24 protein-coding genes and 1 tRNA gene are annotated in these 26,460 nt (G+C 68.8%); 10 read left to right on the top strand and 15 right to left on the bottom strand.

The features are described from left to right. Positions 1–200 precede the first annotated feature (200 nt). Genes AOP72_RS04315 through AOP72_RS04285 form a run of 7 tightly spaced genes read left to right on the top strand, consistent with a single transcriptional unit; the run spans position 201 to position 7,078 of the window. The gene (locus AOP72_RS04315; RefSeq protein WP_062132881.1) at positions 201–3,002 is read left to right on the top strand and encodes a DUF4040 family protein; all 2,802 of its coding nucleotides are present in this window, start codon (positions 201–203) and stop codon (positions 3,000–3,002) included. Next, positions 2,999–3,337, top strand: a complete 339-nt coding sequence (locus AOP72_RS04310; RefSeq protein WP_062132878.1) for a cation:proton antiporter subunit C — start codon at positions 2,999–3,001, stop codon at positions 3,335–3,337. The genes AOP72_RS04315 and AOP72_RS04310 overlap by 4 nt, the downstream gene beginning before the upstream one ends. Continuing rightward, positions 3,334–4,890 carry a monovalent cation/H+ antiporter subunit D family protein gene (locus AOP72_RS04305; protein ID WP_062132875.1) on the top strand — a complete coding sequence of 519 codons (1,557 nt, stop codon included), beginning with the start codon at positions 3,334–3,336 and terminating at the stop codon, positions 4,888–4,890. Before AOP72_RS04310 ends, AOP72_RS04305 begins: the two co-directional genes overlap by 4 nt. Further along, positions 4,887–5,252 carry a Na+/H+ antiporter subunit E gene (locus AOP72_RS04300; RefSeq protein WP_062132872.1) on the top strand — a complete coding sequence of 122 codons (366 nt, stop codon included), beginning with the start codon at positions 4,887–4,889 and terminating at the stop codon, positions 5,250–5,252. The genes AOP72_RS04305 and AOP72_RS04300 overlap by 4 nt, the downstream gene beginning before the upstream one ends. Continuing rightward, positions 5,249–5,506 carry an MrpF/PhaF family protein gene (locus AOP72_RS04295; protein ID WP_062132870.1) on the top strand — a complete coding sequence of 86 codons (258 nt, stop codon included), beginning with the start codon at positions 5,249–5,251 and terminating at the stop codon, positions 5,504–5,506. The genes AOP72_RS04300 and AOP72_RS04295 overlap by 4 nt, the downstream gene beginning before the upstream one ends. Position 5,507: 1 nt before the next feature. Continuing rightward, the gene (locus AOP72_RS04290) at positions 5,508–5,843 is read left to right on the top strand and encodes a cation:proton antiporter (RefSeq protein WP_062132868.1); all 336 of its coding nucleotides are present in this window, start codon (positions 5,508–5,510) and stop codon (positions 5,841–5,843) included. Next, positions 5,843–7,078 (top strand): BaiN/RdsA family NAD(P)/FAD-dependent oxidoreductase, encoded by a 1,236-nt coding sequence (locus tag AOP72_RS04285; RefSeq protein WP_062132866.1) that lies wholly within the window; start codon positions 5,843–5,845, stop codon positions 7,076–7,078. Before AOP72_RS04290 ends, AOP72_RS04285 begins: the two co-directional genes overlap by 1 nt. Here AOP72_RS04285 and AOP72_RS04280 read toward each other — a convergent pair. Continuing rightward, positions 7,075–7,461, bottom strand: coding sequence for a DUF1304 domain-containing protein (locus AOP72_RS04280; RefSeq protein ID WP_062132863.1), 387 nt, complete (start codon positions 7,459–7,461; stop codon positions 7,075–7,077). The two genes, AOP72_RS04285 and AOP72_RS04280, sit on opposite strands and share 4 nt — an antisense overlap. Positions 7,462–7,672: 211 nt before the next feature. On the opposite strand from AOP72_RS04280, the gene AOP72_RS04275 reads away from it, so the two are divergent. After that, on the top strand, positions 7,673–8,758 hold the full coding sequence (locus tag AOP72_RS04275; protein ID WP_062132860.1) for an ATP-binding protein: 1,086 nt from the start codon (positions 7,673–7,675) through the stop codon (positions 8,756–8,758). Positions 8,759–8,891: 133 nt separating this feature from the next. Here AOP72_RS04275 and AOP72_RS04270 read toward each other — a convergent pair. The 14 genes from AOP72_RS04270 to AOP72_RS04210 all read right to left on the bottom strand — a co-directional run bounded on the left by AOP72_RS04270 (position 8,892) and on the right by AOP72_RS04210 (position 23,534). Then, a tRNA-Ala gene (locus AOP72_RS04270) sits at positions 8,892–8,964 on the bottom strand. Positions 8,965–9,017: 53 nt separating this feature from the next. Continuing rightward, the gene (locus AOP72_RS04265; RefSeq protein ID WP_062132858.1) at positions 9,018–9,617 is read right to left on the bottom strand and encodes a histidine phosphatase family protein; all 600 of its coding nucleotides are present in this window, start codon (positions 9,615–9,617) and stop codon (positions 9,018–9,020) included. Beyond that, on the bottom strand, positions 9,614–10,231 hold the full coding sequence (locus AOP72_RS04260) for a histidine phosphatase family protein (protein WP_062132855.1): 618 nt from the start codon (positions 10,229–10,231) through the stop codon (positions 9,614–9,616). The genes AOP72_RS04265 and AOP72_RS04260 overlap by 4 nt, the downstream gene beginning before the upstream one ends. A 10-nt stretch (positions 10,232–10,241) precedes the next feature. Then, positions 10,242–10,619 (bottom strand): ribosome silencing factor, encoded by a 378-nt coding sequence (gene rsfS, locus AOP72_RS04255; RefSeq protein ID WP_367304238.1) that lies wholly within the window; start codon positions 10,617–10,619, stop codon positions 10,242–10,244. Then, positions 10,595–12,526: a hypothetical protein gene (locus AOP72_RS04250; protein ID WP_062132849.1), complete on the bottom strand. Its 1,932-nt coding sequence runs from the start codon at positions 12,524–12,526 to the stop codon at positions 10,595–10,597. Before AOP72_RS04250 ends, rsfS begins: the two co-directional genes overlap by 25 nt. Further along, positions 12,519–13,115, bottom strand: coding sequence for a nicotinate-nucleotide adenylyltransferase (gene nadD / locus AOP72_RS04245; protein ID WP_062132847.1), 597 nt, complete (start codon positions 13,113–13,115; stop codon positions 12,519–12,521). The genes AOP72_RS04250 and nadD overlap by 8 nt, the downstream gene beginning before the upstream one ends. 1 nt (position 13,116) lies before the next feature. Then, positions 13,117–13,263, bottom strand: coding sequence for a hypothetical protein (locus AOP72_RS13520; protein WP_193746352.1), 147 nt, complete (start codon positions 13,261–13,263; stop codon positions 13,117–13,119). A 67-nt stretch (positions 13,264–13,330) separates the two neighbouring features. Next, positions 13,331–14,617 carry a glutamate-5-semialdehyde dehydrogenase gene (locus AOP72_RS04240; protein ID WP_062132843.1) on the bottom strand — a complete coding sequence of 429 codons (1,287 nt, stop codon included), beginning with the start codon at positions 14,615–14,617 and terminating at the stop codon, positions 13,331–13,333. Positions 14,618–14,730: 113 nt separating this feature from the next. Further along, positions 14,731–17,484, bottom strand: coding sequence for a cation-translocating P-type ATPase (locus AOP72_RS04235; protein WP_062132840.1), 2,754 nt, complete (start codon positions 17,482–17,484; stop codon positions 14,731–14,733). Between the two features lie 68 nt (positions 17,485–17,552). Further along, positions 17,553–18,668, bottom strand: a complete 1,116-nt coding sequence (proB, locus tag AOP72_RS04230; RefSeq protein WP_369345468.1) for a glutamate 5-kinase — start codon at positions 18,666–18,668, stop codon at positions 17,553–17,555. Positions 18,669–18,701: 33 nt separating this feature from the next. Next, a complete protein-coding gene (obgE, locus tag AOP72_RS04225; RefSeq protein ID WP_062132834.1) occupies positions 18,702–20,225 on the bottom strand; it encodes a GTPase ObgE in 1,524 nt (507 codons plus the stop codon). Between the two features lie 90 nt (positions 20,226–20,315). Beyond that, on the bottom strand, positions 20,316–20,567 hold the full coding sequence (gene rpmA, locus AOP72_RS04220; protein WP_062132831.1) for a 50S ribosomal protein L27: 252 nt from the start codon (positions 20,565–20,567) through the stop codon (positions 20,316–20,318). A 14-nt stretch (positions 20,568–20,581) separates the two neighbouring features. Further along, positions 20,582–20,890 carry a 50S ribosomal protein L21 gene (gene rplU / locus AOP72_RS04215; RefSeq protein ID WP_062132823.1) on the bottom strand — a complete coding sequence of 103 codons (309 nt, stop codon included), beginning with the start codon at positions 20,888–20,890 and terminating at the stop codon, positions 20,582–20,584. Positions 20,891–21,029: 139 nt separating this feature from the next. Then, entirely contained in the window at positions 21,030–23,534 is a 2,505-nt protein-coding gene (locus AOP72_RS04210; protein ID WP_062132820.1) for an Rne/Rng family ribonuclease, read from the bottom strand. 417 nt (positions 23,535–23,951) lie between these two features. Between AOP72_RS04210 and AOP72_RS04205 the strand changes: the two genes are divergently transcribed. Both AOP72_RS04205 and cydB read left to right on the top strand, forming a co-directional pair. After that, on the top strand, positions 23,952–25,424 hold the full coding sequence (locus tag AOP72_RS04205; RefSeq protein WP_062132817.1) for a cytochrome ubiquinol oxidase subunit I: 1,473 nt from the start codon (positions 23,952–23,954) through the stop codon (positions 25,422–25,424). An 11-nt stretch (positions 25,425–25,435) separates the two neighbouring features. Further along, entirely contained in the window at positions 25,436–26,458 is a 1,023-nt protein-coding gene (cydB, locus tag AOP72_RS04200) for a cytochrome d ubiquinol oxidase subunit II (protein WP_062132814.1), read from the top strand. Positions 26,459–26,460: the final 2 nt, after the last annotated feature.

The raw sequence follows: 26,460 nt of genomic DNA, 5'->3' as shown, positions 1-26,460 counted from the left end.
ACAGCGCGACACGTCCGTCCGCCGGCCTCGCGCATCGGCGACAGACGGGCCGACCCCCTGCCCCGTTCCGGTAGAATATGGCGCGTAGTGCAGACGGAACCTCCCGTGCCGTGCACCCGTCCATCCGATTGCTCGCCGGGGGCCCTCAGAACCCTCGTGCCAGCAGCCCAGCGCTCCAGTGACCGGACCCAGGTGGTTTTTTGCTCCTCGCGTGTGTCGCGACTGTCGTCGCCACGTGTGTCCTGGCCCCGCTCGTGACGCGGCTGCTCGGACGCAGCGCCGGCTGGATCCTCTCGATCCCTCTGCTCGCGGCGGCCGCTGGGCTCATCGTCCTCGGCTCGGGAACTCAGCATGTGCCGTGGATGCCGACTCTCGGCATCGGCTTCGATCTGAGGCTCGACGGACTGTCGCTCACCTTCATGCTGCTGGTCCTCCTGATCGGCGCTGCGGTCCTGACGTACAGCTCGCGCTACTTCGCGGTCGGCCGCCACACCCGGTACTTCACGCTCATGACGGCCTTCGCGGCCGCGATGACCATGCTCGTGCTCGCGAACGACGTGGTGCTGCTGTTCGTGTCGTGGGAGCTCACCACCCTGTGCTCATTCCTGCTCATCGCGCGCTCTGGAGCGAAGGCCCGCAGGCCGGCCATCCGGACCCTGCTGGTGACGGCCATGGGCGGGCTGAGCCTGCTCGGCGCCGTCACGACCATGGCCGTGGCCACGGGCACCACCCAGCTGAGCGAGATCATCGCGGATCCGATGTGGCAGGAGGACACTGCCGTCGCGTCCACGGTGATCGCACTGCTCGCGATCGCCGCGTTCACCAAGTCTGCGCAGTTCCCGTTCCAGGCGTGGCTCCCTGACTCGATGGTCGCCATCACTCCGGTGAGCGCGTACCTGCATGCCGCCGCGATGGTGAAGGCCGGCATCTACCTGCTGCTGCGCTTCTCCCCCGCGTTCTCCGAGGTTCCACTGTGGAACACGATGCTCATCACCTCAGGGCTGATCACCGCACTGCTGGGCGCCGTCGCCGCGCTGCGCCGGTACGACCTCAAGGAATTGCTCGCGTACTCGACCATCAGCCAGCTGGGTCTGCTGGTCGCGATGATCGGCGTCGGCACCCCTGAGGCGATCAAGGCCGCGACCGTGCACACCGTGGCCCACGCCCTGTTCAAGTCTGCGCTGTTCCTCTTCGTGGGCGTGATCGACCATCGGGCAGGCACGCGCGACATCCGCGCCCTGACGCACATGCGCATCCGCATGCCGGTGACGCTCGGAGCGATCACGATCTCCGCCGCGTCGATGGCTGGTCTGCCACCGTTGCTGGGCTTCGTCAGCAAGGAGTCGATGTTCACGGCCTTCGTCGACGCTCCGGCGACGCCCTGGGGACCGATCACCATCACCGTAGCGGCCGCCGTCGCCTCCGCCCTGACCTTCGCGTACTCCGCCCGCATCGTCATGGGCGCGCGCGGCCACGATCCGGACGGCCGGGAAGTGACCGAGGTGCGACCCGCCGTGTGGGCCGCCCCGAGCCTGGCCGCGCTCGCCGGACTCGTGCTCGGGCTGATGCCGTTCACCCTCGACCCGCTCATCTCCGGCGCGGCCACCGCGGCGACCGGCACCACCGTCGAGGCTCACCTCGCGCTGTGGCACGGATTCAACCTGCCCCTGCTCATCTCCGCACTCGTCATCACCACCGGCGTACTGCTGGTGCTCGCGCGCAAGAAGATCCAGCCGGTGCTCCTCACGTACCGACTGCCCTTCTCCGCCCTCGACGTGGTCGAGGCCATCCTGGCCGGCCTCGCCCGGACGGGCCGCGTCGTGAGCGGCTGGTCCAGCTCGACCGCGCCGCGCCTCCACCTCGCCATGCCGGTGATCGTCACCATCGGCATCGGCACCGTGGGAGTGCTCGGCCTCTCGGGCCTGCCCGCCATCGACGGGAACGCCTCACGGCCGCTGGACTGGGTCCTGGTCGTGCTGCTCGCGGCCGGCGTCATCGCCGCCATGATGGTGTCCACGCGCGTGGGTGCCGTGGTCGTGGTCGGCGTGGTCGGATTCGCGATGACGCTGTGGTTCATGTCGCTGGGAGCGGCGGACGTCGCCCTGACTCAGCTGCTGGTCGAGATCCTCACCGTCACGGTGATGGTGCTGCTGCTGCGCCGGCTGCCCACGGACTTCAAGCCCACCCCGCTGCGTCGCACGCTGCCCTCCCTCGTGATCGCCGTTGCGGCCGGGCTGACCACCACACTGGGAGTGTGGGCGCTCACGGGCCGCCGGTCGATGTCGAGCGCCGCCGAGTACTACCTGACCGAGGGTGAAGGCGTCACCGGAGGCGCCAACGTCGTCAACACCATCCTGGTGGACTTCCGTGCTCTCGACACGCTCGGAGAGCTCTCCGTGCTGGGCGTCGCCGGCATCGTGATTGCGACGCTGCTGCGTTCACGCAGGCCCGCATCGGCCCGCCGGATCGAGATCGACGAGAACTCACCACTGGCCGATGCGCTCGACAACTCCGTCTTCACCCGCACCTTGGCCCGGCTCGTCGGCCCGCTGATCGTGATCCTCTCCGTCTTCCTCCTGCTGCGCGGTCATCAGGAGCCGGGCGGCGGGTTCATCGCCGCGCTGGTCGGCGGCGCGGGATTCGCCCTCATCTACCTGATGTCCCCCACCGACGATGTACGGCGCATCCGCCTGCCCTATCTCGCGCTGATCGGCGCCGGCATCGTGATCGGCGCGGGTACGGGCCTCTTCGGGCTGACGGAGGGCTCCTTCCTCGCGCCGCTGCACACAGAGATCCTGGGCTACAAGCTGACGTCGGCCCTGGTGTTCGACGTGGGCGTCTACCTTGCCGTGATCGGCATCGTGCTGTCGGCCTTCAACCTGCTCGGCCTGCCGCACCCGCACGAACGTGACGCGGCGCATGGCTTCGACGAGGGCGACGACGGTGACGACCCGCACGCCGATGCCCCTCAGACGCCCGACCACCAGGAGGTGACCGCATGACTCTCGCGATCACCGCCGGGCTGCTCGTCATGGGCGCCGTCTACCTGCTGCTCAAGCGGGAGATGCTGCGCATCGTGCTTGGCTTCGTGCTGCTCGGCCACGCCGCCAACCTGGTCATCATGGCCGCAGGGGGCGCCTCGCGACGGGACGCTCCCTTCGGCGCACCCGACGACCTCTCGACCGTGGCGGACCCATTGCCCCAGGCGTTCGTGCTGACCGCGATCGTCATCGCCTTCGCCATCACGATCCTGATGCTGGTGCTCGCGGTGACCGGTCGCGACCAGGACGACGACACCACCGTGGAATCGGACGTCGACGAGGAGGGCCGCTCATGACCGCGTCGATGCTTCCTCTCTTCGTCGCCATCCCCCTGGCGGCGGCAGGCGCGCTCACCATCCTCGGGCGTCGGCCACGCGTGCAGGCGGTGGCGATGCTCGTCGTGCTCGCATCTGCGCTCGCCGGGGCCGTCGCCCTGATCGTCGCCTTCCGCGACGGAGGGGCGTGGGCCGATGCAGTGGGTCTGTGGCCATTCGGCATCGCCATTCCCTTCGCGGCGGACATGTTCACGGCATTGATGCTCACGTTCACCCTGTTCGTCACGATCGTGTGCGCCGGCTTCGCGATGGCGTCCGGCCGCGCCGCGTCTCCGTTCTTCTCCCCGCTGCTGCTCGTGATGGTGGCGGGCGTCAGCGGCGCGTTGCTCACCGCGGATCTGTTCAACATGTTCGTGTTCATCGAGGTGATGCTGCTGCCCGCCTACGGCCTCTTCGTGCTGGCCGCACCGGGCTCCGCTCCGCTCCGCCAGATCGCGGGCGCACGTCTGTACGTGACGGTCAACCTGCTGACATCGACGATCTTCCTCACCGGAGTGGGATTCGTGTACGGCACCGCCGGCACGGTCAACCTGGCCGAGCTCGCCGGCGTCGCTGCGGAAGACGACACCGTGGCGCTCGCCATGGCGATCTGCATCTTCGCGCTGAGCATCAAGGCAGCCGCAGTGCCTGTTCACGGGTGGTACGTGCGCGCCTACCCCGCGACGTCTCCCGCCATGACCGCATTGTTCTCCGCCCTCCACGCCAAGGTCGCGATCTATGCGATCTACCGGCTGTACGCCGTGGTCTTCGACGGCGAAGAGCGGTTCCTGTGGATCGGTATCGCCGTGGTCATCACCGGAATGGTGATCGGCGGCCTCGGCGCGCTGGGCGAGAATGACAGCAGGACGGTCCTCGCGTTCAGCACCGTGAGCCAGATCGGCTACATCCTCCTGGGAGTCGCCCTCTTCACCGGAGCTGGGCTCGCTGCGGGCATCTTCTACCTGCTCCACCACATCGTCGCGAAGACCTCGCTGTTCCTCTCCGTTGGTGCCGTCGAGGAACGCTATGGCACCGGCACTATCGGCCACGTGTGGGGGATCACCAAGCGCGAGCCGTGGATCGCCGCAGCCTTCTTCGTCGCAGCACTGTCGCTCGCGGGCATCCCGCCGTTCTCTGGCTTCGTCGCCAAGCTGAGCATGATCATCGCTGCGATCGATGCGGGCCAAGTGCTGGCCGTCGTGGTGATGCTGGCGGTGAGCCTGATCACGCTGATCGCGATGCTCAGGATCTGGAACGGCGTGTTCTGGGGCCGGCCCCCTGACCAGGTGCTGCGCACCCACGAGGAGAAGGATCTGCCCGTCGCGGGGGCGACACCCGGCGACGGCACCTCCGTCGTGCTCGACACTGGCACCAAGCCGCGCATCGGCGTCGCGCTCGCCGTCCCTGCCGTCGTGCTCGCCATGCTCACCATCGCCCTCGGCCTGGGAGCAGAACTGCTGCTGGGGCTCTCCGAGACGGCCGCCGCTGGACTCACGGACACCTCCGCGTACATCGAGGCGGTGACGAACCCATGACCTGGCTGACCTGGCCCGTACGCATCGTCGCCTTCCTGCTGTGGTTCGCCTGGCTGGTGGTGCGCACCAACGCCGTTGTCCTCCGCGACGCGCTCACGCGTGGACAGGACTCGACGCCCGGCATCGCACGCTACGACTCCCGCTGCCGCACCGACGCCGAGATCACGCTGCTGTCGACCTGCATCACCCTCACGCCGGGGACGCTGACGGTGGGCCACCACACCCCCGAAGAGTCCGACGTCGGCCACACCATCTACGTCCACGGCATGTACTCCCCTGACGCCGACCACCTGCGGGCCGAGCTGAGAGACATCGAGGGGCGACTGCTGTCGGCGATACGTCGCGAGGGGGGTCCGTCATGATCGGCGTCGTCATCGGCATCGTGTTGGTGGGCCTCGCCGGGGTCTCAACCGTGTACCGCATGGTCACGGGCCCCACGGACGCCGAGCGCGCCATCGCCGGCGACATGCTGATGTTCTGCGTGATCGCGATGCTCGCGCTGTTCGGCGTGCTGCTCGACACGCCTTCTGCGCTCGAGATCGTGCTCATCGCCGCGCTGCTGGCGTTCCTCAGCACGATCGCGCTGGCGCGCGCACTCACGCGAGGAAGGAGATAGCGTGCTAGAGATCATCGGCGCAGTCATCATCGTCCTGGGCGCCTTGGTGTTCGTGACCGGCGCCCTTGCGCTGCTGAGGTTCCCCGACGCGTACACCCACGTCTCCGCCGTCGGCACTGCCGGCGGAATCGGCCTCGTGCTCATCGTGGTCGGGGTGCTGCTGCACGACTTCACCGTGTCGAACGCCGTGGTGGCGGTGTTGATCGTCACCGCCCAGCTGCTCACGTCCGCCGTAGGGTCGATGGCGCTCGCCCGCTCGGCCTACCTCGCTGGCTCTCCCCTGCGCCGCGTGACCTTCAACGAGCTCGAGGACGACGCCGGCGCTCGGCGCGCCTGATGCCCACCGCACGCGTTCTCGGGGGCGGCCCGGCTGGCCTGATGGCAGCCGAGGTGCTGGCCGGGGCCGGAGTCGACGTCACGGTCCACGAACGTATGCCGTCGCCAGGCCGCAAGTTCCTGCTCGCCGGTCACGGCGGGCTGAACCTCACTCACAGCGAGGACCGCGACCACTTCGTCACGCGCTACGGCGAGTCGGCGGAGCGGATCGCGCCGATGCTCGAGAGGTTCGGCCCGGACGTCCTTCGCGCGTGGGCCGCCGACCTTGGGGAGCCGACGTTCGTCGGCTCCAGCGGGAGGGTGTTCCCGCAGGCTCTTCGGGCGACGCCCCTCTTCCGCGCATGGCTCGCGCGGCTGTCTGATCTGGGCGTGGACATCGAACGCCGGACATCCTGGTCTGGCTGGGCGGGCGATGTGGGATCGGCGGACCGCACGCTGCTGATCACGAATGAGACGGGTCACACTCGCGAAGTCACCAGCGACGTGACGGTGTTCGCGCTCGGCGGGGCGTCATGGCCTCACTTGGGCGCGGACGGCACGTGGGTGGGGCCTTTCACCGCACGAGGAATCGACGTCACGCCCCTCGAGGCCGCGAACGTCGGCGTGCGCGTCGAGTGGTCCGACCTCTTCGCCGACCGATTCGCAGGCACGCCCCTCAAGAACGTGTCCGTCACCGTCAGCGGCGGCGATCCGCAGCGTGGTGAGCTGATGCTCACCGCCACGGGGGTCGAGGGTGGACTCGTCTACGCGCGAGGTGCCGCCATCCGCAACTCCCTCAAGGCACACGGCCGATGCGCCGTCAGGGTCGACCTCCGACCGGAGGTTTCGCTCGAGGACGTCGCGAAACGCCTCGGCAAGCGCAGGGCCAAGGACTCGGCCACCAATTGGCTGCGTCGGTCCATCGGCCTCGACCCCGCCTCCATCGGTCTCTTGCGGGAGACCTCCGGCGGCACGCTGCCCCACGACGCCGCCACCGTTGCCGCGCTCATCAAGGCGGTGCCCGTCGTGGTGACGGGAACGATGCCCATCGACCGCGCGATCTCGACGGCGGGTGGCATCGCGTGGACGGAGGTCGACGAGCGCCTCATGCTGCGCCGCATGCCCGGCACCTTTGTGGCGGGCGAGATGCTCGACTGGGAGGCACCGACAGGCGGCTATCTGCTCCAGGCCTCGTTCAGCATGGGCGTGGTCGCGGCGCACGGTGCGCTGGCGTGGCTCGAGGAACAGCACTCCTAGAGAGCGAGACCGGCCGCGAGCAGCACGACGGCCGCGGCGGGCAGCGCGCCCTGCTTGAGAGCGGAGCCGGCGTGTGCACGGTCGGAGAGCACCAGCACCAGCGCGGCTGCTGCCATGGAGCCCGCCCCGACGAACACCGAGGTCGCACCCGCCACGGTGTGCCCCACCGCGACGAGGACGATGCCGGCCACCACCGCAATCGCCAAGAACAGATTGTAGAACCCCTGGTTGAACGCGAGCCCGCGAGTCGCATGAGCCTCGCTCTCACTAGTGCCGAACACCGCGCGTGCCCTGGGACCAGTCCACGCGACGGACTCAAGGTAGAAGATGAAGACGTGCACTGCGGCGGCAAGCGCCGCGAGCACGAGGGCTGCGGTGACCATGAGGTCCTCTCGTATTCGCGCGCCCGCCTCGGTCACGAGCGCCTGTTGCTCCGAGTATGGCCTACGACGCTGCGCATCGACTGCGTGTCGGATCGTCGGACCCTGCGGGGCGCGGACGGTTCACCGTTCCACCCCCCACGCTCCACAGTCCCCTCCGCCAGGATGTGTTGCATGATGGCTCTGTAGACCGGCACCGCACGAAAGGACCGCCGTGACTCACATCGACATCGGGGCCTCACTCGGGGAGCGGGAGACGACAGCGCGACTCGATGCCACCCGGTTCAATCGACACACCTTCTGGTGCGGCCAGAGCGGCAGCGGCAAGACCTACGCGCTGGGGGTCGTGCTTGAGCAGCTGTTGCTCCACACCGAGCTCCCCATCCTGATTCTTGATCCCAATTCCGACTATGTGCGGCTGGGCGACGTTCGAGCGGCCCCGTCGAGTGAGGACGCATCGCGATGGCGCGACCTTGACATTCGCGTGCTTCGCTCGGGTCACGTCACGGGGGACCCGCTGCGTGTCCGATACGTCGACCTCTCCGCCGCTTCCAAGGCGGCGGTGCTTCAGCTCGACCCCATCGCGGACTCGGAAGAGTACAACGTGCTCCTGCACATGGAGATCGACGGTGAGTCGTTCGATGGTGAGGCCACGGTGCGTGACCTTCGCGCCAGCAGCGACCCGGTGAAGCGTCGGCTCGCCAACCGGATGGAGAACCTGCAGGTCTTGGAGTGGGATCTGTGGTCCCTGGGCACCGCGTCGGCCGTCGACACCGTCGACGAACGCCCTCGGGCGACGGTTCTCGACATCGGCGGGTTCGAGCACCCGGCTGAACCCAAGGTCGCCGCTCTCGCGGTGCTGGAGCGGCTGTGGGCGCGGCGTGAAGAACGGCGACCGGTGCTCATCGTCATCGATGAGGCGCACAACGTCTGCCCACCGTCACCCCTCACGGCTGTAGAGAGGGCGCTCACGGAGCAAGTGATCCAGATCGCGGCCGAGGGCCGCAAGTTCGGGCTGTGGCTGTTCCTGTCGACCCAGCGCCCCACCAAGATCCACCCGAACGTGCTGTCGCAGTGCGACAACCTCGGCCTGATGCGAGTGAACGCCCCACGTGACCTGGCGGAGTTGGCTGCCGTGTTCGGGTTCGCACCGGAAGACGCCGTTCGTCGGGCGCAGACCTTCGCCCAAGGGCAGGCGCTCTTCGCAGGAGGCTTCGTCAGCGCCCCGGTGTTCGTTCAGATGAGAGAGAGGATCACCCCCGAAGGCGGTGGAGACGTCAAGGTCCCGTTGCGGCAGTGACCGCAGGCCCCACGCGCGGAGTCCACAATGCTGGACACACCGCCGAGACGTCTCGGAGTCACGACTGCATGCGGAGACAGCGAAGGCCGCCCCTGACAGGGAGCGGCCTTCGTGATGCTGTCTCAACACATCGTGGAGCTGAGGGGACTCGAACCCCTGACCCCCTGCATGCCATGCAGGTGCGCTACCAGCTGCGCCACAGCCCCAAACCTCGCCCCGAAGAGCGACTGACAGTGTAACGCACCGCGAGGACGCGGCGCTAATCCGCTCCCTGCGAGAACGCGTCCACGTGCCATGCCCCGGAGTCGGACAGCGTCAGCACGTGCCATGCGCCGTGCGGGATCGTGCCGAAGGCCCGGGACGAAGTGTCCAGGCCGACCAGATCGAGCACCCCCAGCTGGATGGCGCTGCCGTGGCTCACCACGACGGTGGGCACCTCAGCGTCGTACCAGCGCCGCAGCCCCTCACCCACGCGTGCGGCGACGTGGGAGGACGACCCCCAGCCGTCGATGAAGGGCTCCTCACCTCGGTGACGGCGGTCGTAATCCTCGGGCCAACGCTCCCGGATCTCGTCCCAGGTGAGCCCCTCCCACACCCCGTAGGGGCGCTGCGTGAACGCGCCATCGACCACGGTCTCGACGCCCATCAGCGAGGAGAGCTCGTCCGCCGATGCGGTCGCGCGGGCAAGCGGCGACGACACCACGCGCGCGCGGTCGCCCACGTGCGCGGCGATGCGGGCGGCCGCGGCCGCAGCCTGCGCGCGCCCGTCCGCGTCGAGGGGGATGTCCAGAGACCCCTGCAGACGCCCCTCGGTGTTGTGGTCGGTGCGCGCGTGGCGCCACAGCACGAGCGAGCTCATGGCCGCTCCCCCAAGGTCTCCGGCGTCACGTTATGGCGCTCGAGCGTCCAGTCGCCGCAGTCGCGGCGCGTCAGTCGCGACCAGGCGGCGTTGCCGAGGTTGCCGAGCGTCCGGTGATCGAGCGACAGCCCGATCACGCCCTGCATCCCCACGCGAGCCGAGCTGCCGTGAGACACCACCAGCAGCGTGGATGGCGTGCGCTCCGCCCACTCCTCGAGGGCCTCGACCATGCGCGCACGCACGGTGTCATGATGTTCGAAGCCGGGCACGTCGGCGCTGCCGTACTTGCGCCACGCGAGGACCTCCTCCGGCCATTCACTCTCCCGCTTCTCCGGCGTGATGCCCTCCCATGCGCCGTAGGCGCGTTCCCGCAGCCGTTCGTCGACCTCGACCGCGGCACCGATGGCCCCCGCGATCGCATCGGCCGTGTCACGCGCGCGCACCAGCGGAGAGGTGACGACCGTCGTCTGCGAGCCGAGCAGGCCCGCCAGCGCCTGGGCGGTCGCGGCAGCCTGTGCCCGCCCCGCGTCCGTCAATTCGACGTCCGAGGAGCCCTGCAGGAGACCCTTGACGTTCCATTCGGTCTGGCCGTGCCGCACCACGAAGACATCCATGGCCGGCACCCTAGCCGAGCTCGACGACCGGGCAGTCCTTCCAGAGGCGCTCGAGCTCGTAGTACGCCCGATCCTCCTGGTGCATCACGTGGACGATGAGGCCGTTGAAGTCGAGCAGGGCCCAGCGGCCCTCGCGCACGCCCTCACGTCGCAACGCCTTCGAGCCCACGTCGTGCAGCGCCTCTTCGATGCCCTCTGCGATCGCGATGACCTGGCGTTCGGAGCTCCCCGACGCGACGAGGAAGATATCGGCGAGCGGCATGCGCGCACTCACGTCCAGCGCCACCAGTTCCTCCGCCTTCTTGTCGTCCGCTGCCTTGGCGGCGAGGCGTACCAGCTCCACCGCTTCCTTGGACGCGCCCATCAGGGCTTCACCGCGACGTTCCACACAACCACTCCTAGGAGAAAGGCGACGGCACCGAAGACCGCCAGATGAGCCCACTTGAAATGACGTGGGCCGCCGTCGGCCTCCAGGTCGGGACGCTCGCGTGGCGGCACCTCGATCTGGCCTGTCGGCACGGGTTCGATCGACGGCATGCCGCCGGACTGCGGCTCGAACGTGGGCCGCCGGACACTGCTCAGGTCCGGCTGAGGGATGTTCTGTGAAGGCCGGACCTCCGGCAGCTCGGGAGCAGCGCGCTGGACGCTCATGAGCGGGTGCGCCGCCCACGGCGACTCGGCCTGATCAGGAGCCTGGACCGACCCCTGCGGAACGTCGAACGCGGCATAGTGCGGAGCGAGCTGCGCGGAGGCATCGGGCACGCGCTCGGCGGCGCCGTACTGCGGCTGCGCCGAGACGGAGTGGAAGGCCGGCCGGTGCATCTCAACCGATGCCGTCGACGCCTCGTCGAGAGCCGCGGTCCCTGGGTGGTGGCCGATGATCGCATCGAAAGGGGCCTCGTCGAGCGACACGGGGGCCTGCTGGGACGGCTCGTCATCGGCGCGCGACGGCGCATGAGGGTCGCCGTCGCTCGCTGGCGATCCCCAGGCCGTCGGCGCGGAGGGCGCAGACCCTGCCCACGGCTGCGCGGCGTCGGGGAACGCGGCCTGCGGAGCGCTCGGCGACGACGGCGCCGTGTCGCTGGTGGAGTCGCTGTCGGCGTCCCGAGGTGGCTGCGCGTCACTGGCCGCCGGTCCCCATGCGTGTGGCAGGACAGCGTGAGCGGCGGATTCGGCCGCTGACTGGGCAACTGGATCCGCGTCGGCAGGCGTGGAGACGGACCGGCGCGAACTCGCGGCGTCGATGCCTGCCACGGCCTGCTGCGTCAGACGGCGAATCTCCTCCGCCGGGTCCTCGACGTCCGGCTCTTCCACGGCAGGCTCGGCCTGGTCGGTGGCCTGCTGCTCCATCAACCGACGCTGGAGAGAACCGGGCGGGAAGAGCGCGGCGAACATCTCTGGAGACATTCCCGGTGGCATCCCCAGGACCGACGGGGGTGCGGGGGGCGTCGGCTCCTCGTGGGGTGCGTCGTCGTGGTCGGACGCCTCGTCCTCGGGGACGGAATCGACGTGAGCGGGCGACTCGTCGGTCTCAGGAGCCCAGTCGACACCGGACTCCGGCTCGCTCTGCGGCGCCGAGACCGCGTGCGCGGGAGAGGGCTTGTGAAGGGCGGGGTCGGGGTGGCCCGCGTCCGGAGAGGCCGGGATCAGGCTCGTGCGCTGCGGGGCCGTGGGTCGCTCGGGCTCCGTCGACGGCTCAGGCTCCACGGGCTGCTCGGGCGACGACTCGGGCTCCTGGGAGTTCTCCTCCACCGCAGGCGCATCGTGCGAGCCATCCTCGGCGGACGGAGCAGAGACGTCGACGTCGTGATCGGTGCTCGCGGCCCCGTCCCGGACAGTCTCAGGCTCCTCATCAGCGTGCGTGTGCCACGAGGCGGGTGCCGCGGGCTCAGGCTCCGGCTGCTCGACCGCAGGAGCCTCGCCTTGGTGCGAGTCGACGGCGCCGGACTCGGAGGCGGCCTCGGCGGCGAGGCTCTCGGCCTCTCGCTGCGCGGCTTCGGCGCGCTCGCGCTCGACCCGCTCCTGTTCGGCGATCCGCTCGGGGGTCATCGCGGGGATCTGACCGGTGGCGATCATCTCTTCTTCCGCGGTCCACGTCTCGATGGGCTGGCGTGCGCGCTCGAGCCGGCGCCGCTCGCGGCGCGTCAGCATGCGCCCCTCGGGCGAGTGGGTGGGTATCGACTCCGAGATAGGCGCTCCGAGCAGTGCGTCGGTGTCGTCCGCAGGGCGGGCGGCGTCGCGAAGCTCCTGCTCGCGGCGTTCCCGCCGCGACAGCGGGCGGCTCTCGTCAGTCATCGATTCCTCCGGCATACAGATCGTGCTGCGCGATGTAGTCGGCGACCAAGCGGGGCACGAGGTAACGGATCGGTGCACCGGTCCTCACCCGACGGCGAACATCCGTTGAGGATACCGCCAGCGCCGGCACTTCTACCCACGCATGTGGAGTTTCCAACTCAGGGAACGAATGGCCGGGCCGAGTCACTCCCACGAACTGGGCGAGATCGCTCAGGCGGTCCGCGTCGCGCCACTCGTCGAACCGTTGCAGCGCGTCTGCTCCAGTGATGAAGTACAGGCTCGCATCTGGCAGCTGTGCGCGCAGATCGGTCAGCGTATCGACGGTGTACGTGACGCCGCCGCGCTCGATGTCGACGGGGCTCACGGCGAAACGATCGTCACCCTCGACCGCCAGACGACACATCTCGAGCCGGTGATCGGCGTCCGCGACGTCGAGTCCGTCCTTGAACGGCTGGATGTTGGCGGGGACCAGCAGCACCTGGTCGAGCCGCAGGGCAGCACACACCTCTGAGGCCGCCGCGAGGTGGCCGTGGTGGATGGGGTCGAATGTCCCGCCGAGGACTCCGACGCGCGCCTGCGGTGCGCTCACGTCAGTGACGCGTGCCGACGCTCCGGAAGGCGAAGGTGATGAACAGCAGGGCCATGAGCCCCGTGAACGCCAGCAGCCCGAACGCCTCGGCAGGAATGGGCAGCTCGTTGACGACGTGCTCGGCCGTCTCCGTCACCTGGGTGATCACTGTGAGTCCTTTCGTGTGCTTGGCTGTCGATTATTCCACGGTTGAGGGCCGTGACCCTGCACCCTCGTCAGCCGCGGACGTGGCCGTCGCCGTAGGCGACCCACGTGGTGGTGGTGAGTTCGCCGAGACCCATGGGGCCGCGCGCGTGCAGCTTCTGTGTCGAGATCCCGATCTCGGCTCCGAGGCCGAACTGCGCCCCGTCGGTGAACCGCGTCGACGCGTTCACCATGATGGCGGCGGTGTCCAGCTGGCTCACGAACAGATCGGCGGCACCGATGTCGTCGGTGACGATCGCCTCCGTGTGACCCGTTGAGTAGCGCTGCACATGCGCGATCGCCTCGTCGAGGTCATCTACGACCCGGACGGCGAGGTCGAGGCTCAGGTACTCCGTCGCCCAGTCCTCCTCCGTGGCGGCGACGGTGGGCACCCCCTGCGGGGCGAGGGCCGATGCGGACGCGTCCGCGTGCAGCGTCACCCCTTCCGCGTGGAGCGCGGCGAGCACGGCAGGGAGTACTCGCTCGGCCGCGTCGCGATGCACGAGCAGCGTCTCGGCTGCGTTGCAGACCCCCACCCGGTGCGTCTTGGAATTGACGACGATCTCGACAGACCGGTCCAGCGGCGCCGACGCGTCAAGGTAGACGTGACAGTTGCCCTCGCCGGTCTCGATCGCCGGCACAGTCGAGTCCCGCACCACGGCCTGGATCAGGCTGCGTCCGCCCCGCGGCACGAGCACGTCGACCAAACCTCGTGCGTTCATCAGCACGCGCGCGCCTTCGCGGCCGTAGGCATCGATCGACTGCACCGCATCGCGCGGCAGCCCCGCCGTGTCGAGTGCTCCCTGGAGCACGTCGACGATGGCCTCGTTCGACCGTGCCGCAGCAGAACCTCCGCGCAGCACCGCGGCATTGCCCGACTTCAGCGCGAGCCCCGCGGCGTCGACCGTGACGTTCGGTCGCGCCTCGTAGATCATGCCGACCACGCCCATCGGCGTCGCCTTCTGAATGAGCCTCAGGCCGTTGGGCAGCGTGGAGCCGCGCTTGATCTCTCCCACCGGGTCGGGCAGCGTCGCCAGGAACCGGAGGGCCTCGGCGATGCCGCCGATGCGCTCCTCCGTGAGCGCCAGTCGGTCCAGCAGGCCGGGCGTCATGTCGCTCGCGCGCCCTCGCTCCAGGTCTTCTGCGTTCGCCGAGACGATGCGCGCGCACTGCTCGACCAGCGCATCGGCCATCGCGTGGAGCGCCGCGTCCTTGGTGGAGCGCGTGGCGGTCGCGAGCGCTCGGGACGCGACCTTGGCGCGCCGACAGGCCTCGAGAACAGCGCTCTCGATGTCGACGGAGGGGACGGTCGCAGTCATGACGTCCAGTCTAGTCCCGGCGTCTGCCCGAGCCTCGTGGCCGCGCGAGGCGGACCTCCATCACGACGAGGCGGTCGATGTGGATGACCTTGCGGGCGTGGCCGTCCCCGAGCTCAGCGAACGCGAGCGGGCGCGACCGCCTCGGCGACGGCGAGCCCAGCGGTCGTGGCGTGCTGTCGCGAGCGCATCCATGCCTTATGCCCCTCGACGGCGACGACGACTCCGCCCGTGAGCAGCAGGCACGCGCCCCACTGCGCCCCGGACAGCGCGGTGGTGTCGAACCACTCCTGCAGGAACCCGATCTCGGTGACGAGTATCACGAAGCCCACGGGCCACAGCAGCAGACGTGCGCCGCGTCCCCACGGGCCGGTGAGCCCCGATTCGGGGTCGCGACGCAACTGCAGCCCGGTGGTGAGCGTGCCGAGAGCGACAATGACGAAGGCCATCGTCATGGGAGCCGATCCCGCGTCGGGAGACAGCTCCTCCGCGCCCACCAGCAGTGGCACCAGCGCCGCCGCACACAGCACGCCGCCGTAGAGCACCCAGCGCAGCACGTTGTCACCAGAGGCGAGCCCTGCGCCAGGATCGCGAGGTGGGCGTCTCATGAGACCCGGAGGAGATGGCTCCATCACGATGACCACCACCGCGAAGATGGCGACCGCGAAGTTCAGCGTCAGCACCTGCGTAGGCGTCATCGCCACTCCGTCGTTGAGATCGGCCGCGCTCGCGACGAGGAACAGCAACAGCAGCGCGATCAGCTGCGACATCTGGAACGTGAGGTAGCTGGAGATCTTCTGGTAGACGACGCGGCCCAGTTCGACCGCCCTCACCAGCGTTGCGAAGTTGTCATCCGTGAGCACGAGCTTGGCTGCCTGCTTGGTCACCTCAGAGCCCGAGCCCATGGCGACGCCGATGTCCGCCTGCTTGATCGCTGCGGCATCATTGACGGCGTCACCCGTCATCGCCACCACCTCGCCGCGAGCCTGAAGGCGCTGAACCAGACGCAGCTTGTCCTGCGGCGTGACGCGGCCGAACACCGCAAGGCGATCCAGTCGCGCATCGACCTCATCGTCATCGAGCGACGCGAACTGCTGTCCGGAGAGGCCCTCGCCGACGAGGCCCAACTCGTCACCGATCGCGGTCGCCGTCACGACGTGGTCGCCCGTGATCATGCGCACGTCGATCCCGGCGGCATGAGCCTGCTGGACCGCGATCCTCGCCTCCGGACGGAGCGGATCGACGATGCCCACCACCGCGACGAAGCCAAGGTCTGCGACGGCAGCCATCGGGTCGGCGACCACGGCCGGCTCCTCCTCGATCTCGTACACCCGCAGTGCGAGGGCGAGCGTGCGCAGACCCTCAGCCGAGCGGCGCTCGATCTCGGCCGTCACGTCATCCGCCAGCGACGCGATCGGCAAGACCTCGCGGCTCGCACCGAATGCCGTCGAGGATCGCGCCAGCAGCACGTCCGGCGCGCCCTTCACCACGCCGACCAGGCGTCGCTCGCCCTGCCACGGAACATGGTGGAAGGTCGCCATGAACTTGTAGTCGGAGTCGAACGGCACCTCCGCCACGCGCGGGAAGCGGCGTCTCACCTCGGGAGCATCGACGCCGAGCTTGTGCGCGAGCACCACGAACGCCGCCTCCGTGGGATCTCCCACCACCGTGCCGTCAGCGCTGACCGTCGCATCGTTCGGAAGCGCAAGCGCATAGGCGATCGGGGCGCCCAACGGCACCTCGTCACCCTGCGACCGGCACACTCTCCCGTCGAACGAGTAGCCCGCGCCGTCGACCGTGAAGGACTCGCCGCCGACCCACACGCTGCGAGCCATCATCTCGTTCATAGTGAGCGTGCCGGTCTTGTCGGAGCAGATGGCACTGGTCGCGCCCAAGGTCTCGACGTCGTTGAGGGAGGCGACGACCGCCTTCGCCTCCGCGAGCCGCGAGGCCCCCCACGACAGCAGTCCCTGCACGAACGTCGGAAGCCCGGTGGGGATCGCCGAGATCGCGACCGCGGTGCCCAGGAAGAGGAGGTCCGCGGGCGACTGCCCGCGGACGATGCCGAGACCGACGATGACCGCGACCGCGCCCCAGGCCACCGCACCGATGATGCGAGTGAGGGTGCCCAGTTCCTTCTGCAGCGGCGACTGGACGCGTTCGACGGTCGACAGCATCGTCGCGATCGCGCCCATCTCCGTTGCCATCCCTGTGGCGACGACCAGCACGGTGGCCGTGCCGCGCGTCACCGACGTGTTCTGGAACAGCATCGACGTCCGGTCGCCCAGTCCCGCCTCCGGGTCGGTCAGCGCCGCAGGCGACTTCGCAATGGGCGCGCTCTCGCCAGTGAGGGCCGCTTCCTGCGTCTCAAGCGAGGACGCCACCACGATGCGGGCATCCGCGGGCACGATGTCACCGGCCTCGAGCTCGATCACGTCGCCGGGGACCAGGTCGGGGGCAGGCACCGAGGCGAGCGTCCCATCACGACGGACGCGCACGCGCGGGATCTGCATCGTGGCGAGCGCGTCGACGCTCGCCTGCGCCTTGCGCTCCTGGCTGGCCCCCGACCCGACGTTGAAGACGACGAGCAGACCGACCATCACCGCTGTCGAGACCTGGCCGATCGCCGCGGATATCGCGGTGACCGCAAGCAGCATGAGGTTCATGGGATCCGCAAGTTGACGCATCGCGAGTTGCAGCAAGGTCGCCGACGGCGCCGCGGTGAGCGCGTTGGGGCCGTAGCGGGACAGACGTCGCTCCACCTCGGAGGACTCCAGGCCGTCGAGCCCGGTGGTGAGCCGCGCCGCTGCCTCGGCGGGCTCCATCGCCCACCATGCATCGGTGCCGCGGGAGTCGTCTTCCTTACCCAAAGCAGGCCCTTCGTCTCGGTGCCTCGATTCTAGGCACTGCGACGAGGTCGCGCGCGGGAGGGACGGCGTTACATCACCACAAGGTCGTCGATGTGGATCAGCTCGCGGGCGTAGCCGTCGCCGAGTGTCTCCCCCAGTGCATCGGTACTGAGCCCGCGCATCTGCTCCGCCTCTGGGGAGGAGAACCCCGCGAACCCGCGCGCGACGATCGCGCCGTCAGGGCCGACGAGGTCGACGGGCTCGCCCGCCTCGAACGAGCCCCGGATCTCGGTGACACCGGCCGCGAGCAGGGACGCGCGCCGGCCACGCAGCGCACGCACCGCACCGTCGTCTACCATGATCGCCCCGCGTGTCCGCGCCGCGTGCGCCAGCCATTGCAGTCTCGTGGTGTCGCGCTTGCCCGTCGGGTGGAACAGCGTCCCGACCGCGTCGCCCGCAACAGCCGATGCCGCATCGGCCGCGCTGGCCAGCACGACGGCGATGCCGGAGGTCGTGGCGATCGACGCGGCCTCGAGCTTGGTGATCATCCCGCCAGTGCCGAGGGCGGAGCCGCGCCTCGATACGTCGATGCCGGCAAGATCCTCCGGGCCGCGCACCTCGTCGATGCGCTCGGAGCCGGGAGTCCCCGGCGCGGCCGTGTACAAGCCGTCCACGTCGGTCAGGAGCACGAGGGCGTCGGCGTGGGCGACCGTGGCGACGAGCGCCGCGAGCCTGTCGTTGTCGCCGAACCTGATCTCGTCCGTCGCCACCGCGTCGTTCTCATTCACGATCGGCAGCACGCCCAGGTCGAGCAGGCGGTTGAACGCGCGCTGGGCGTTGCCGTAGTGCGAACGGCGCATCATGTCATCGGCGGTGAGCAGCACCTGGCCGACCGTGAGTCCGTGCCGCGCGAAGGCGGCGGAGTACGCGGCGACCAACGCGCCCTGACCCACCGACGCGGTCGCCTGCGCGGTCGCGAGGTCTCTGGGACGCTCGGGCAGCCCCATCGGACCCACGCCGGCGGCGATCGCGCCCGAGGTCACCAGGATCACCTGGCGGCCAGCGGCGCGCACCCCCGCCAGCACATCGGCCAGGCGGGTGACGGACTGTTCGCTCAATCGGCCATCGGCGCCGGCGAGCGAGGACGATCCGATCTTGACGATGATGCGACGGGACTGCGCGATGATCTCTCGCGTGGCCTCCACCGGGCCTCCTTCGTGTGCGGTCATACGGGACAGTCACTCGTCCTTGGCGGGATCCGTCCAGTGCCCGGAGCCACGCTCGGTCCAGAGTTCCTCGCGGGCCGCAGACTTGGCGTCCATGCGGTCCTTGTGCTCGGCCCTCTTCTCGGCGCGCGTGGCGCGACCGGAACGCTCGTGGTCCTCGACTCGCAGGTCGGAGCCCCGCTGGCCGAGCAGTTCGGCACCGGTGCCCATGGTGGGCTCCCAGTCGAACATGACGCCGCCCTGACGCGGCCCGATGACCACCTCTGAACCCGGCACCGCGCCCGCGCGGAACAGTTCGTTCTCGACCCCGGCCTTCGCAAGCCGGTCCGCGAGGTATCCCACGGCCTCGTCGTTGGCGAAGTTCGTCTGACGCACCCACCGCTCGACCAGCGAGCCGCGCACCTGGAAGTAGTCCTCAGCACCGTCCCGCACATGCGTGACGGTGAAGCCGGACTCGTCGACTGCCTTGGGCCGGATCACGATGGGAGCACGCTCGATGACCGGCGCCGCGGCGCGGTGATCGGTGACCATCGTCGCGAGCGCGAAGGACAACGGGCGCAGGCCCTCGTGGCTCACGGCGCTGACCTCGAAGATGGGCATGCCCGTCGCCTCGAGGTCCGGGCGCACGATCTCGGCGAGATCGCGGCCGTCGGGCACGTCGACCTTGTTCAGGATGATGATCTGGGGGCGATCCGCGAGCGGGATGCCGCTGATCGCGTCGTCTCCGCTGTACGCACGCAGCTCTGCCGCGATGACCTGGAGGTCACGAACAGGATCGCGGTCGGATTCCAGGGTGGCGGTGTCCAGGACGTGCGCGATCACGGAGCAGCGCTCGATGTGGCGCAGGAAGTCATGTCCGAGACCCTTGCCCTCGGACGCTCCCTCGATCAGCCCGGGCACGTCCGCCATGGTGAATCGTGTGCCGCCGGCCTCGACCACGCCGAGGTTCGGCACGAGCGTGGTGAAGGGGTAGTCGGCGATCTTGGGCCGCACGGCGCTCATGGCGGCGATCAGCGAGGACTTGCCTGCGCTCGGGTAGCCCACCAGGGCCACGTCTGCGATGGACTTGAGCTCCAGAAGCACGGTGCTCTCTTCGCCCGGCTCTCCCAGCAGCGCGAAGCCAGGGGCCTTGCGCTTGACGGTGGCCAGGGCGGCGTTGCCGAGCCCGCCCCTGCCGCCCGTGGCGGCGACGAACTCCGCGCCCTCGCCCACGAGGTCGGCGAGCACCTCGCCGGTAGGCGACTTGACGATGGTGCCGCTCGGCACGCCCAGGCGCAGATCGGGCGCGCTGGCGCCGTGCCGGTTGTCGCCTGCACCCTGTCCACCGCTCGCGGCGGTGCGGTGAGGTCCGTGGTGATAGTCCAGCAGGGTCGTCACCTGCGGGTCCACGCACAGAATGACGGAGCCGCCGCGGCCGCCGTTGCCGCCATCGGGGCCGCCGAGCGGCTTGAACTTCTCACGGTGCACGGACGCGACTCCGTGACCGCCATTGCCCGCCGTCACATGCAGGGTGACGCGATCCACAAACGTGGCCATGACGCCTCCCTTCGCGAGGTGGTCAGAATATGCGTCAGGGGCGCCGCCATATCGGCGACGCCCCTGACGAAGACGGTGATGCGGGTCGGGCTAGCCGGCCACCACATCGACGACCTTGCGACCGCGTCGCTGGCCGAACTGGACCGTGCCGGCCGACAGCGCGAAGAGCGTGTCGTCCTTGCCGCGGCCCACGTTGTTACCGGGGTGGTGGTGCGTGCCGCGCTGACGAATGATGATCTCGCCTGCGTTGACGACCTCTCCACCGAAGCGCTTGACGCCCAGGTACTGAGCGTTGGAATCCCGACCGTTGCGCGAGGAGCTCGCGCCCTTCTTATGAGCCATGAGTGCTTCCTCGCCTACTTGATGCCCGTGACCTTCAGGCGCGTGAGGTCCTGACGGTGACCAATGCGCCTGCGGTATCCGGTCTTGTTCTTGTACTTCAGGATGTCGATCTTCGGCCCGCGCTCGTCGCGAACGACCTCAGCGGTGACCGTGATCTTCGCCAGTGCCTTCGCGTCGGAGGTGACCTTGTCACCATCGACGTGCAGCAGTGCGGGAAGCTGGACAGAGTCACCTGCCGCAGCCTTGAGACGGTCGACGACGATGATATCGCCCTCGGAAACCTTCTCCTGGCGGCCACCGGCCTTCACAATCGCGTACACCATGAAATCTACAATCCTCTACATATGGTCTGGTTTCCTGCCGCTGCCTCACTGGGCGCAGGCAGGCCCTGACGCTTTCGCGCCGACGTACAAATGTACCCGGCCAAGACGCCCCCGGTCAAACCGGCGGCGTCCGGGGCGGCTACCGCTGCGCGTCCCCGTCGGAAGGCTCGGTCGGGTGGTCCTCACCGGCCATCGCATCCGCCTCGGATGTCTGGCTCGGCGAGTCGTGCGTGTCGGCCGATGACTCGGCCTGATCCGTGCGCTCGGGAAGATCGATGAGGGGCTCGACGACAGCATCGCCGTCGGTCCCCTTCTCGGCGCCCGAGGTGTCGTCCGTTGCCTCCGCCGGCGCGTCGACATCGTCATGATGATGCGCCTTCTCCGCCGCGGCAGCGATCGATGCGAGCGTCGCCTTGACGGCGGCGCGCGCCTCATCACGATCGTCCAGAGCGTGGGTCTCACCCTTGCCCTGGCCGTGCGAGTGGTCGTCGGACCCCGACTGCTTCTTGGCCGTCCTGGTCCCGCCACCGCGGTTGCCACGACGCTTCTCGGGCTGCTTCTCCGTCGCCTCGGCGACGGGCTCCCCCTTGACGAGGAATCCGCGACCCTTGCAGTGCTCGCAGGTCTCCGAGAACGCCTCGACCAGTCCTTGGCCCACGCGCTTGCGGGTCATCTGGACCAGACCCAGGCTCGTCACCTCGGCGACCTGGTGCTTGGTGCGGTCGCGCCCCAGGCACTCGATGAGTCGGCGCAGCACGCGATCGCGGTTGGCCTCGAGAAGCATGTCGACGAAGTCGATGACGATGATGCCGCCGATGTCGCGCAGACGCAGCTGCCGGACGATCTCCTCGGCCGCCTCGAGGTTGTTGAGCGTCATCGTCTCTTCGAGAGTGCCGCCCTTGCCGACGAACTTGCCGGTATTCACGTCGATGACGGTCATCGCCTCGGTGCGATCAATCACGAGCGACCCACCGGACGGGAGCCACACCTTGCGGTCCATGCCCTTGGTGAGCATCTCGTCCACGCGGAGTTCGGCGAAGAGGTCGCCGTCACCGGTGTACTTCTGCAGGCGGGGCAGCAGGTCGGGGGCGACTTGTCCCACGTAGGCGCTGAGCGAGTTCCAGGTGTCGTCCCCTTGGATCGTCAGCGACTCGAAGTCCTCGTTGAAGATGTCGCGCACCACGCGGATGGCCATGTCAGGCTCGCCGCGCAGCAGCGTGGGGCCCTTGTTGGACTTCGCCTCGGCCTGGATGTTCTCCCACTGGCGCTTGAGGCGCTCGACGTCGGCGCGCAGCTCGTCCTCGGAGGCGCCCTCGGCCGCGGTGCGCACGATCACGCCGGCATCCGCCGGGATCACCTCGCGCAGCAGCTTCTTGAGGCGGGCGCGCTCATTGTCGGGCAGCTTGCGGCTGATGCCGGTCACCCCGCCGGCGGGCACGTAGACGAGGAATCGTCCGGCCAGCGAGATCTGGCTCGTGACACGTGCGCCCTTGTGACCGATCGGATCCTTGGTGACCTGGACCATCACGGTGTCGCCGGGCTTGAGCGCGAGCTCGATGCGACGCGGCTTGCCCTCGAGGCCCGCAGCGTCCCAGTTGACCTCTCCGGCGTACAGCACGGCGTTGCGCCCCCGGCCGACATCGACGAAGGCGGCCTCCATGCCGGGCAGCACGTTCTGCACGCGCGCCAGGTAGACGTTGCCGGCCATGGACTGCTGCGCCTGGTGCGAGACGTAGTGCTCGACGAGCACCTCGTCCTCCAGCACGGCGATCTGTACGCGGTGGTCCTTCTCGCGCACGATCATGTCGCGCTTGACGGACTCGCGGCGAGCGAGGAACTCGGCCTCGGAGATGGTGGGCCGGCGGCGCTGGCCGTCGCGGTTGTCGCGGCGGCGCTGGCGCTTGGCCTGAAGTCGCGTGGAGCCCTGCAACTGGTCGTCGGAGCCGGACTTGTCTCCGGAGTTCGATCCCGAACCGGGGCCTGAACCCGAGCCACTGCTGGAGCGGGACCCGCGGCGGCGGCGACGTCGCCGCGACGAGCCGTCACCGTCGTCCTCGCCGGAATCCCCGGAGTCGTTGTCCTGGTCATCGCCGGCGCCGTTGCTCGCACCCTGGTCGCCGCCGGTCGACTCGTCATCTCCGGAGGAGTTGTCGCCGTCGGTGCGCTTCTTGCCGCGACCCCGACCACCACGACGACGGCGGCGCTTGCTGCCGTCTCCCGAGTCGCCGTCACCGTCGGAACCGTCGCCGGATCCCTGGTCCCGGGAGCCGGGGCTGCGGCTGTCGTTGTCGTCGGACGACGGCGCATCTGCGCCGGCCCGGTGCTCACCCGACGTCGCGCCCTCGGATGCCACGACCTCGCTCGAACCCGCGTCGGGGTTCGCGGAACTGTTCTTGGAGTCCGCGTTCTTGCCGCCCTTGGCACGACCGCCGCCGGACTTGCGCTTGGGCTTGTCGCCCTCAGACGAGTCGGAGGACGCCTTGCCGCGCCCTCGCGATCCAGATCCCTGCTCGGCCTTGGCCGGCGCATCGGGAATGGAGGGGGGTCCCGCGGGCGCCGATGCGCGGCGTGGGGCAGCGGGCTCGGGGGCCTGGAAGATGACGGCCGTGGATGGCGCTTCGGGTGTGGTCTTGTCCTCGCTCAACGCGGGTACCTCAGATCGATACGGCCCACACACCGCATCGACGCTCTCTCGTCGGTCGTGACTCGCGTTCTGCGGCCACGGAAGTCTTCAGGTCGCGGCGGACAGCGGCGCCTGCTCGAGAGCGCCTATCCCCGATGTCTCCGCCTCCGGCTGTAGCCGGACGGGACCGTGACGGGACTGGCAGCTGTCGCGGGCGCTGCGTCTGTCGCGCGGTAGGCACCCGGTGTGGCTGGGTGCGACCTGTCGACCATTGTGACACACGAACACGCGAACGCCTCGTGACGCGCCCGGCGATGATGGGACCGACGACAAGACATGAGGTTCTAGGACCAAGGTCCTGGCTCCCCACCCGGGCACACCCAGGTAGGTTAGGTGGCGCGATATTCCCCGTCTCGTGCCTGACCCTGGAGGCCCCGAATGGAAGTGCTTGAACTCGCCCGCTGGCAGTTCGGGATCACCACCGTCTACCACTTCATCCTGGTGCCCCTCACGATCGGGCTGTCCACGTTGGTCGCGATCCTGCAGACAGCGTGGGTGCGCACGGGCAAGGACAAGTACCTGCGGCTCACCAAGTTCTACGGCAAGCTGCTGCTGATCAACTTCGCACTCGGCGTGGCGACCGGCATCGTCCAGGAATTCCAGTTCGGCATGAACTGGGCGGAGTACTCGCGGTTCGTCGGCGACGTCTTCGGCGCTCCGCTGGCGATGGAGGCACTCGCCGCGTTCTTCCTCGAGTCCACCTTCCTCGGCCTGTGGATCTTCGGCTGGGACAAGCTGCCCAAGAAGGTGCACCTCGCGACCGTGTGGGCGTTCGCGATCGGCTCGATCCTCTCGGCCTACTTCATCATCGCCGCGAACTCGTGGATGCAGCACCCCGTCGGTGCCGAGTTCAACGAGGAGACCGGCCGCGCCGAGATGACGGACATCTGGGCCGTCCTCACCAACAACACCACCCTGGTCGCCTTCCCCCATGTGATCGCCACCGCCTTCCTCGTCGCCGGCACCTTCGTGGCTGGCATCGCGGTGTGGTGGATGGTCAAGAAGTCCCGCGAGGACCGCGACCACGCGGACCTCGGCATGTACCGCACCGCCGCGAGGTTCGGCGCCGTCGTCATGCTCGTCTCCGGCATCGGCGTGGTCGTCACCGGCGACGTCCAGGCCAAGCTCATGTTCGAACAGCAGCCCATCAAGATGGCGGCGGCCGAGGGACTGGTCGCGACCCCCGTCGGGCCTGCTCCATTCTCACTGTTCACCATCGGCAACCTCGCGGGAGACGACCCCGACTCGGTCCATCACATCCTCGAGATCCCGTACTTCCTCTCCTACATGGCCACCGGCGATTGGGAAGGTGAAGTCAAGGGTCTCGATGAGCTGCAGGAGATCTACGCCGAGCGCTACGGTGCCGTGGACGAGAACGGCGAGGCGATCGAGTACCGGCCCAACCTGGCCGTGACGTACTGGTCCTTCCGTCTGATGATCGGCCTCGCCTTCTTCAGCGCCGCGCTGTGCGTCGCGATCTTCTGGTTCACCCGCAAGGGCCGCGCCATCGACCAGGAGTGGATGTCGAAGCTCGCGCTGATCGCGCTGCCGATGCCGTTCCTCGCGGCCAGCTTCGGATGGATCTTCACGGAGATGGGACGCCAGCCGTTCGTGGTCGCACCGAATCCGACCGGGTCCGACCAAGTGATGCTGATGACCACCTTCGGGGTGTCCGACGCGACGTCCGTGGGCGAGGTGGCGACCTCTCTCGTGGCATTCACCGTCATCTACGCCGTGCTCGGGATCTTCTGGTACCGACTCATCCAGCGCTACGCGTCGGAGGGTGCCGCCCACGTCACGTATGAAGAACCGAGCGACGATTCCGACCGACCGATGTCGTTCGCGTACTAGAAAGGGCCGTCATGGATCTCGCAATCTTCTGGTTCATCCTGATCGCGGTCCTGTGGACCGGCTACCTCGTCCTCGAGGGTTTCGACTTCGGCGTCGCCATGCTCATGGAGAAGGTGGGCAAGGGCGACCGCGGGCGACGCACCGCGCTGAACACCATCGGCCCCGTCTGGGACGGCAACGAGGTGTGGCTGCTCACCGCAGGCGGTGCGACGTTCGCCGCGTTCCCTGAGTGGTACGCGACGCTGTTCTCCGGCTTCTACCTGCCGCTGCTGCTCATCCTCCTCGCGCTCATCGTGCGCGCGGTCGCGATCGAGTACCGGGGCAAGATCAACGACGACGCGTGGCGTCGCCGCTGGGACTGGGTCATCATGGGCTCAGCCTGGGTGCCGTCCATCCTGTGGGGAGTGGCGTTCGCGAACATCGTGCGCGGCGTGCCGATCGACGAGACCTTCACCTACACCGGTGGGTTCTTCAACCTCCTCAACCCGTACGCCCTGCTGGGCGGCGCGACCACTCTCGCCCTGTTCCTCAGCCACGGCGCGATCTTCCTGTCTCTCAAGACCGACGGCGAGGTGCGCGAGCGCGCCGAGGCGGTGGCGCGCCGCATGGCACCGATCGCGCTCGGGATCGCGGCGGTCTTCGCGATCTGGACCCAGCTCGCCTACGGGGTCGCGTGGACCTGGATCGCGGTCGTGGTCGCCGCCGCCGGCCTCGCGGTCGCACTGGTGGCCGGGCGCATCGGCCGATACGGCTACGCCTTCACCGGCAACGCCGTCGCGATCGCCTTCGCCGTGGTGCTGATCTTCGGCTCGCTCTACCCGGACGTGATGCCGTCCAGCACCGACCCCGCGTTCTCGCTGACGGTCCAGAACGCCTCGTCGACCGACTACACGCTGACCGTCATGACGTGGGTCGCCGTGATCCTCACTCCCGTGGTGCTGCTCTACCAGGGCTGGACCTACTGGGTGTTCCGGCGCCGGCTCTCGGCGGAGAACATCCCCGAGCACAACTCCCTCACGTTCCTCAAAAAGTAGGG

The organism is Demequina aestuarii (assembly GCF_000975095.1).
Taxonomy (GTDB): Bacteria; Actinomycetota; Actinomycetes; order Actinomycetales; family Demequinaceae; genus Demequina; species Demequina aestuarii.
Note: the sequence above shows the minus strand (reverse complement) of the source record. Positions and strands in the feature narration are given on the sequence as shown.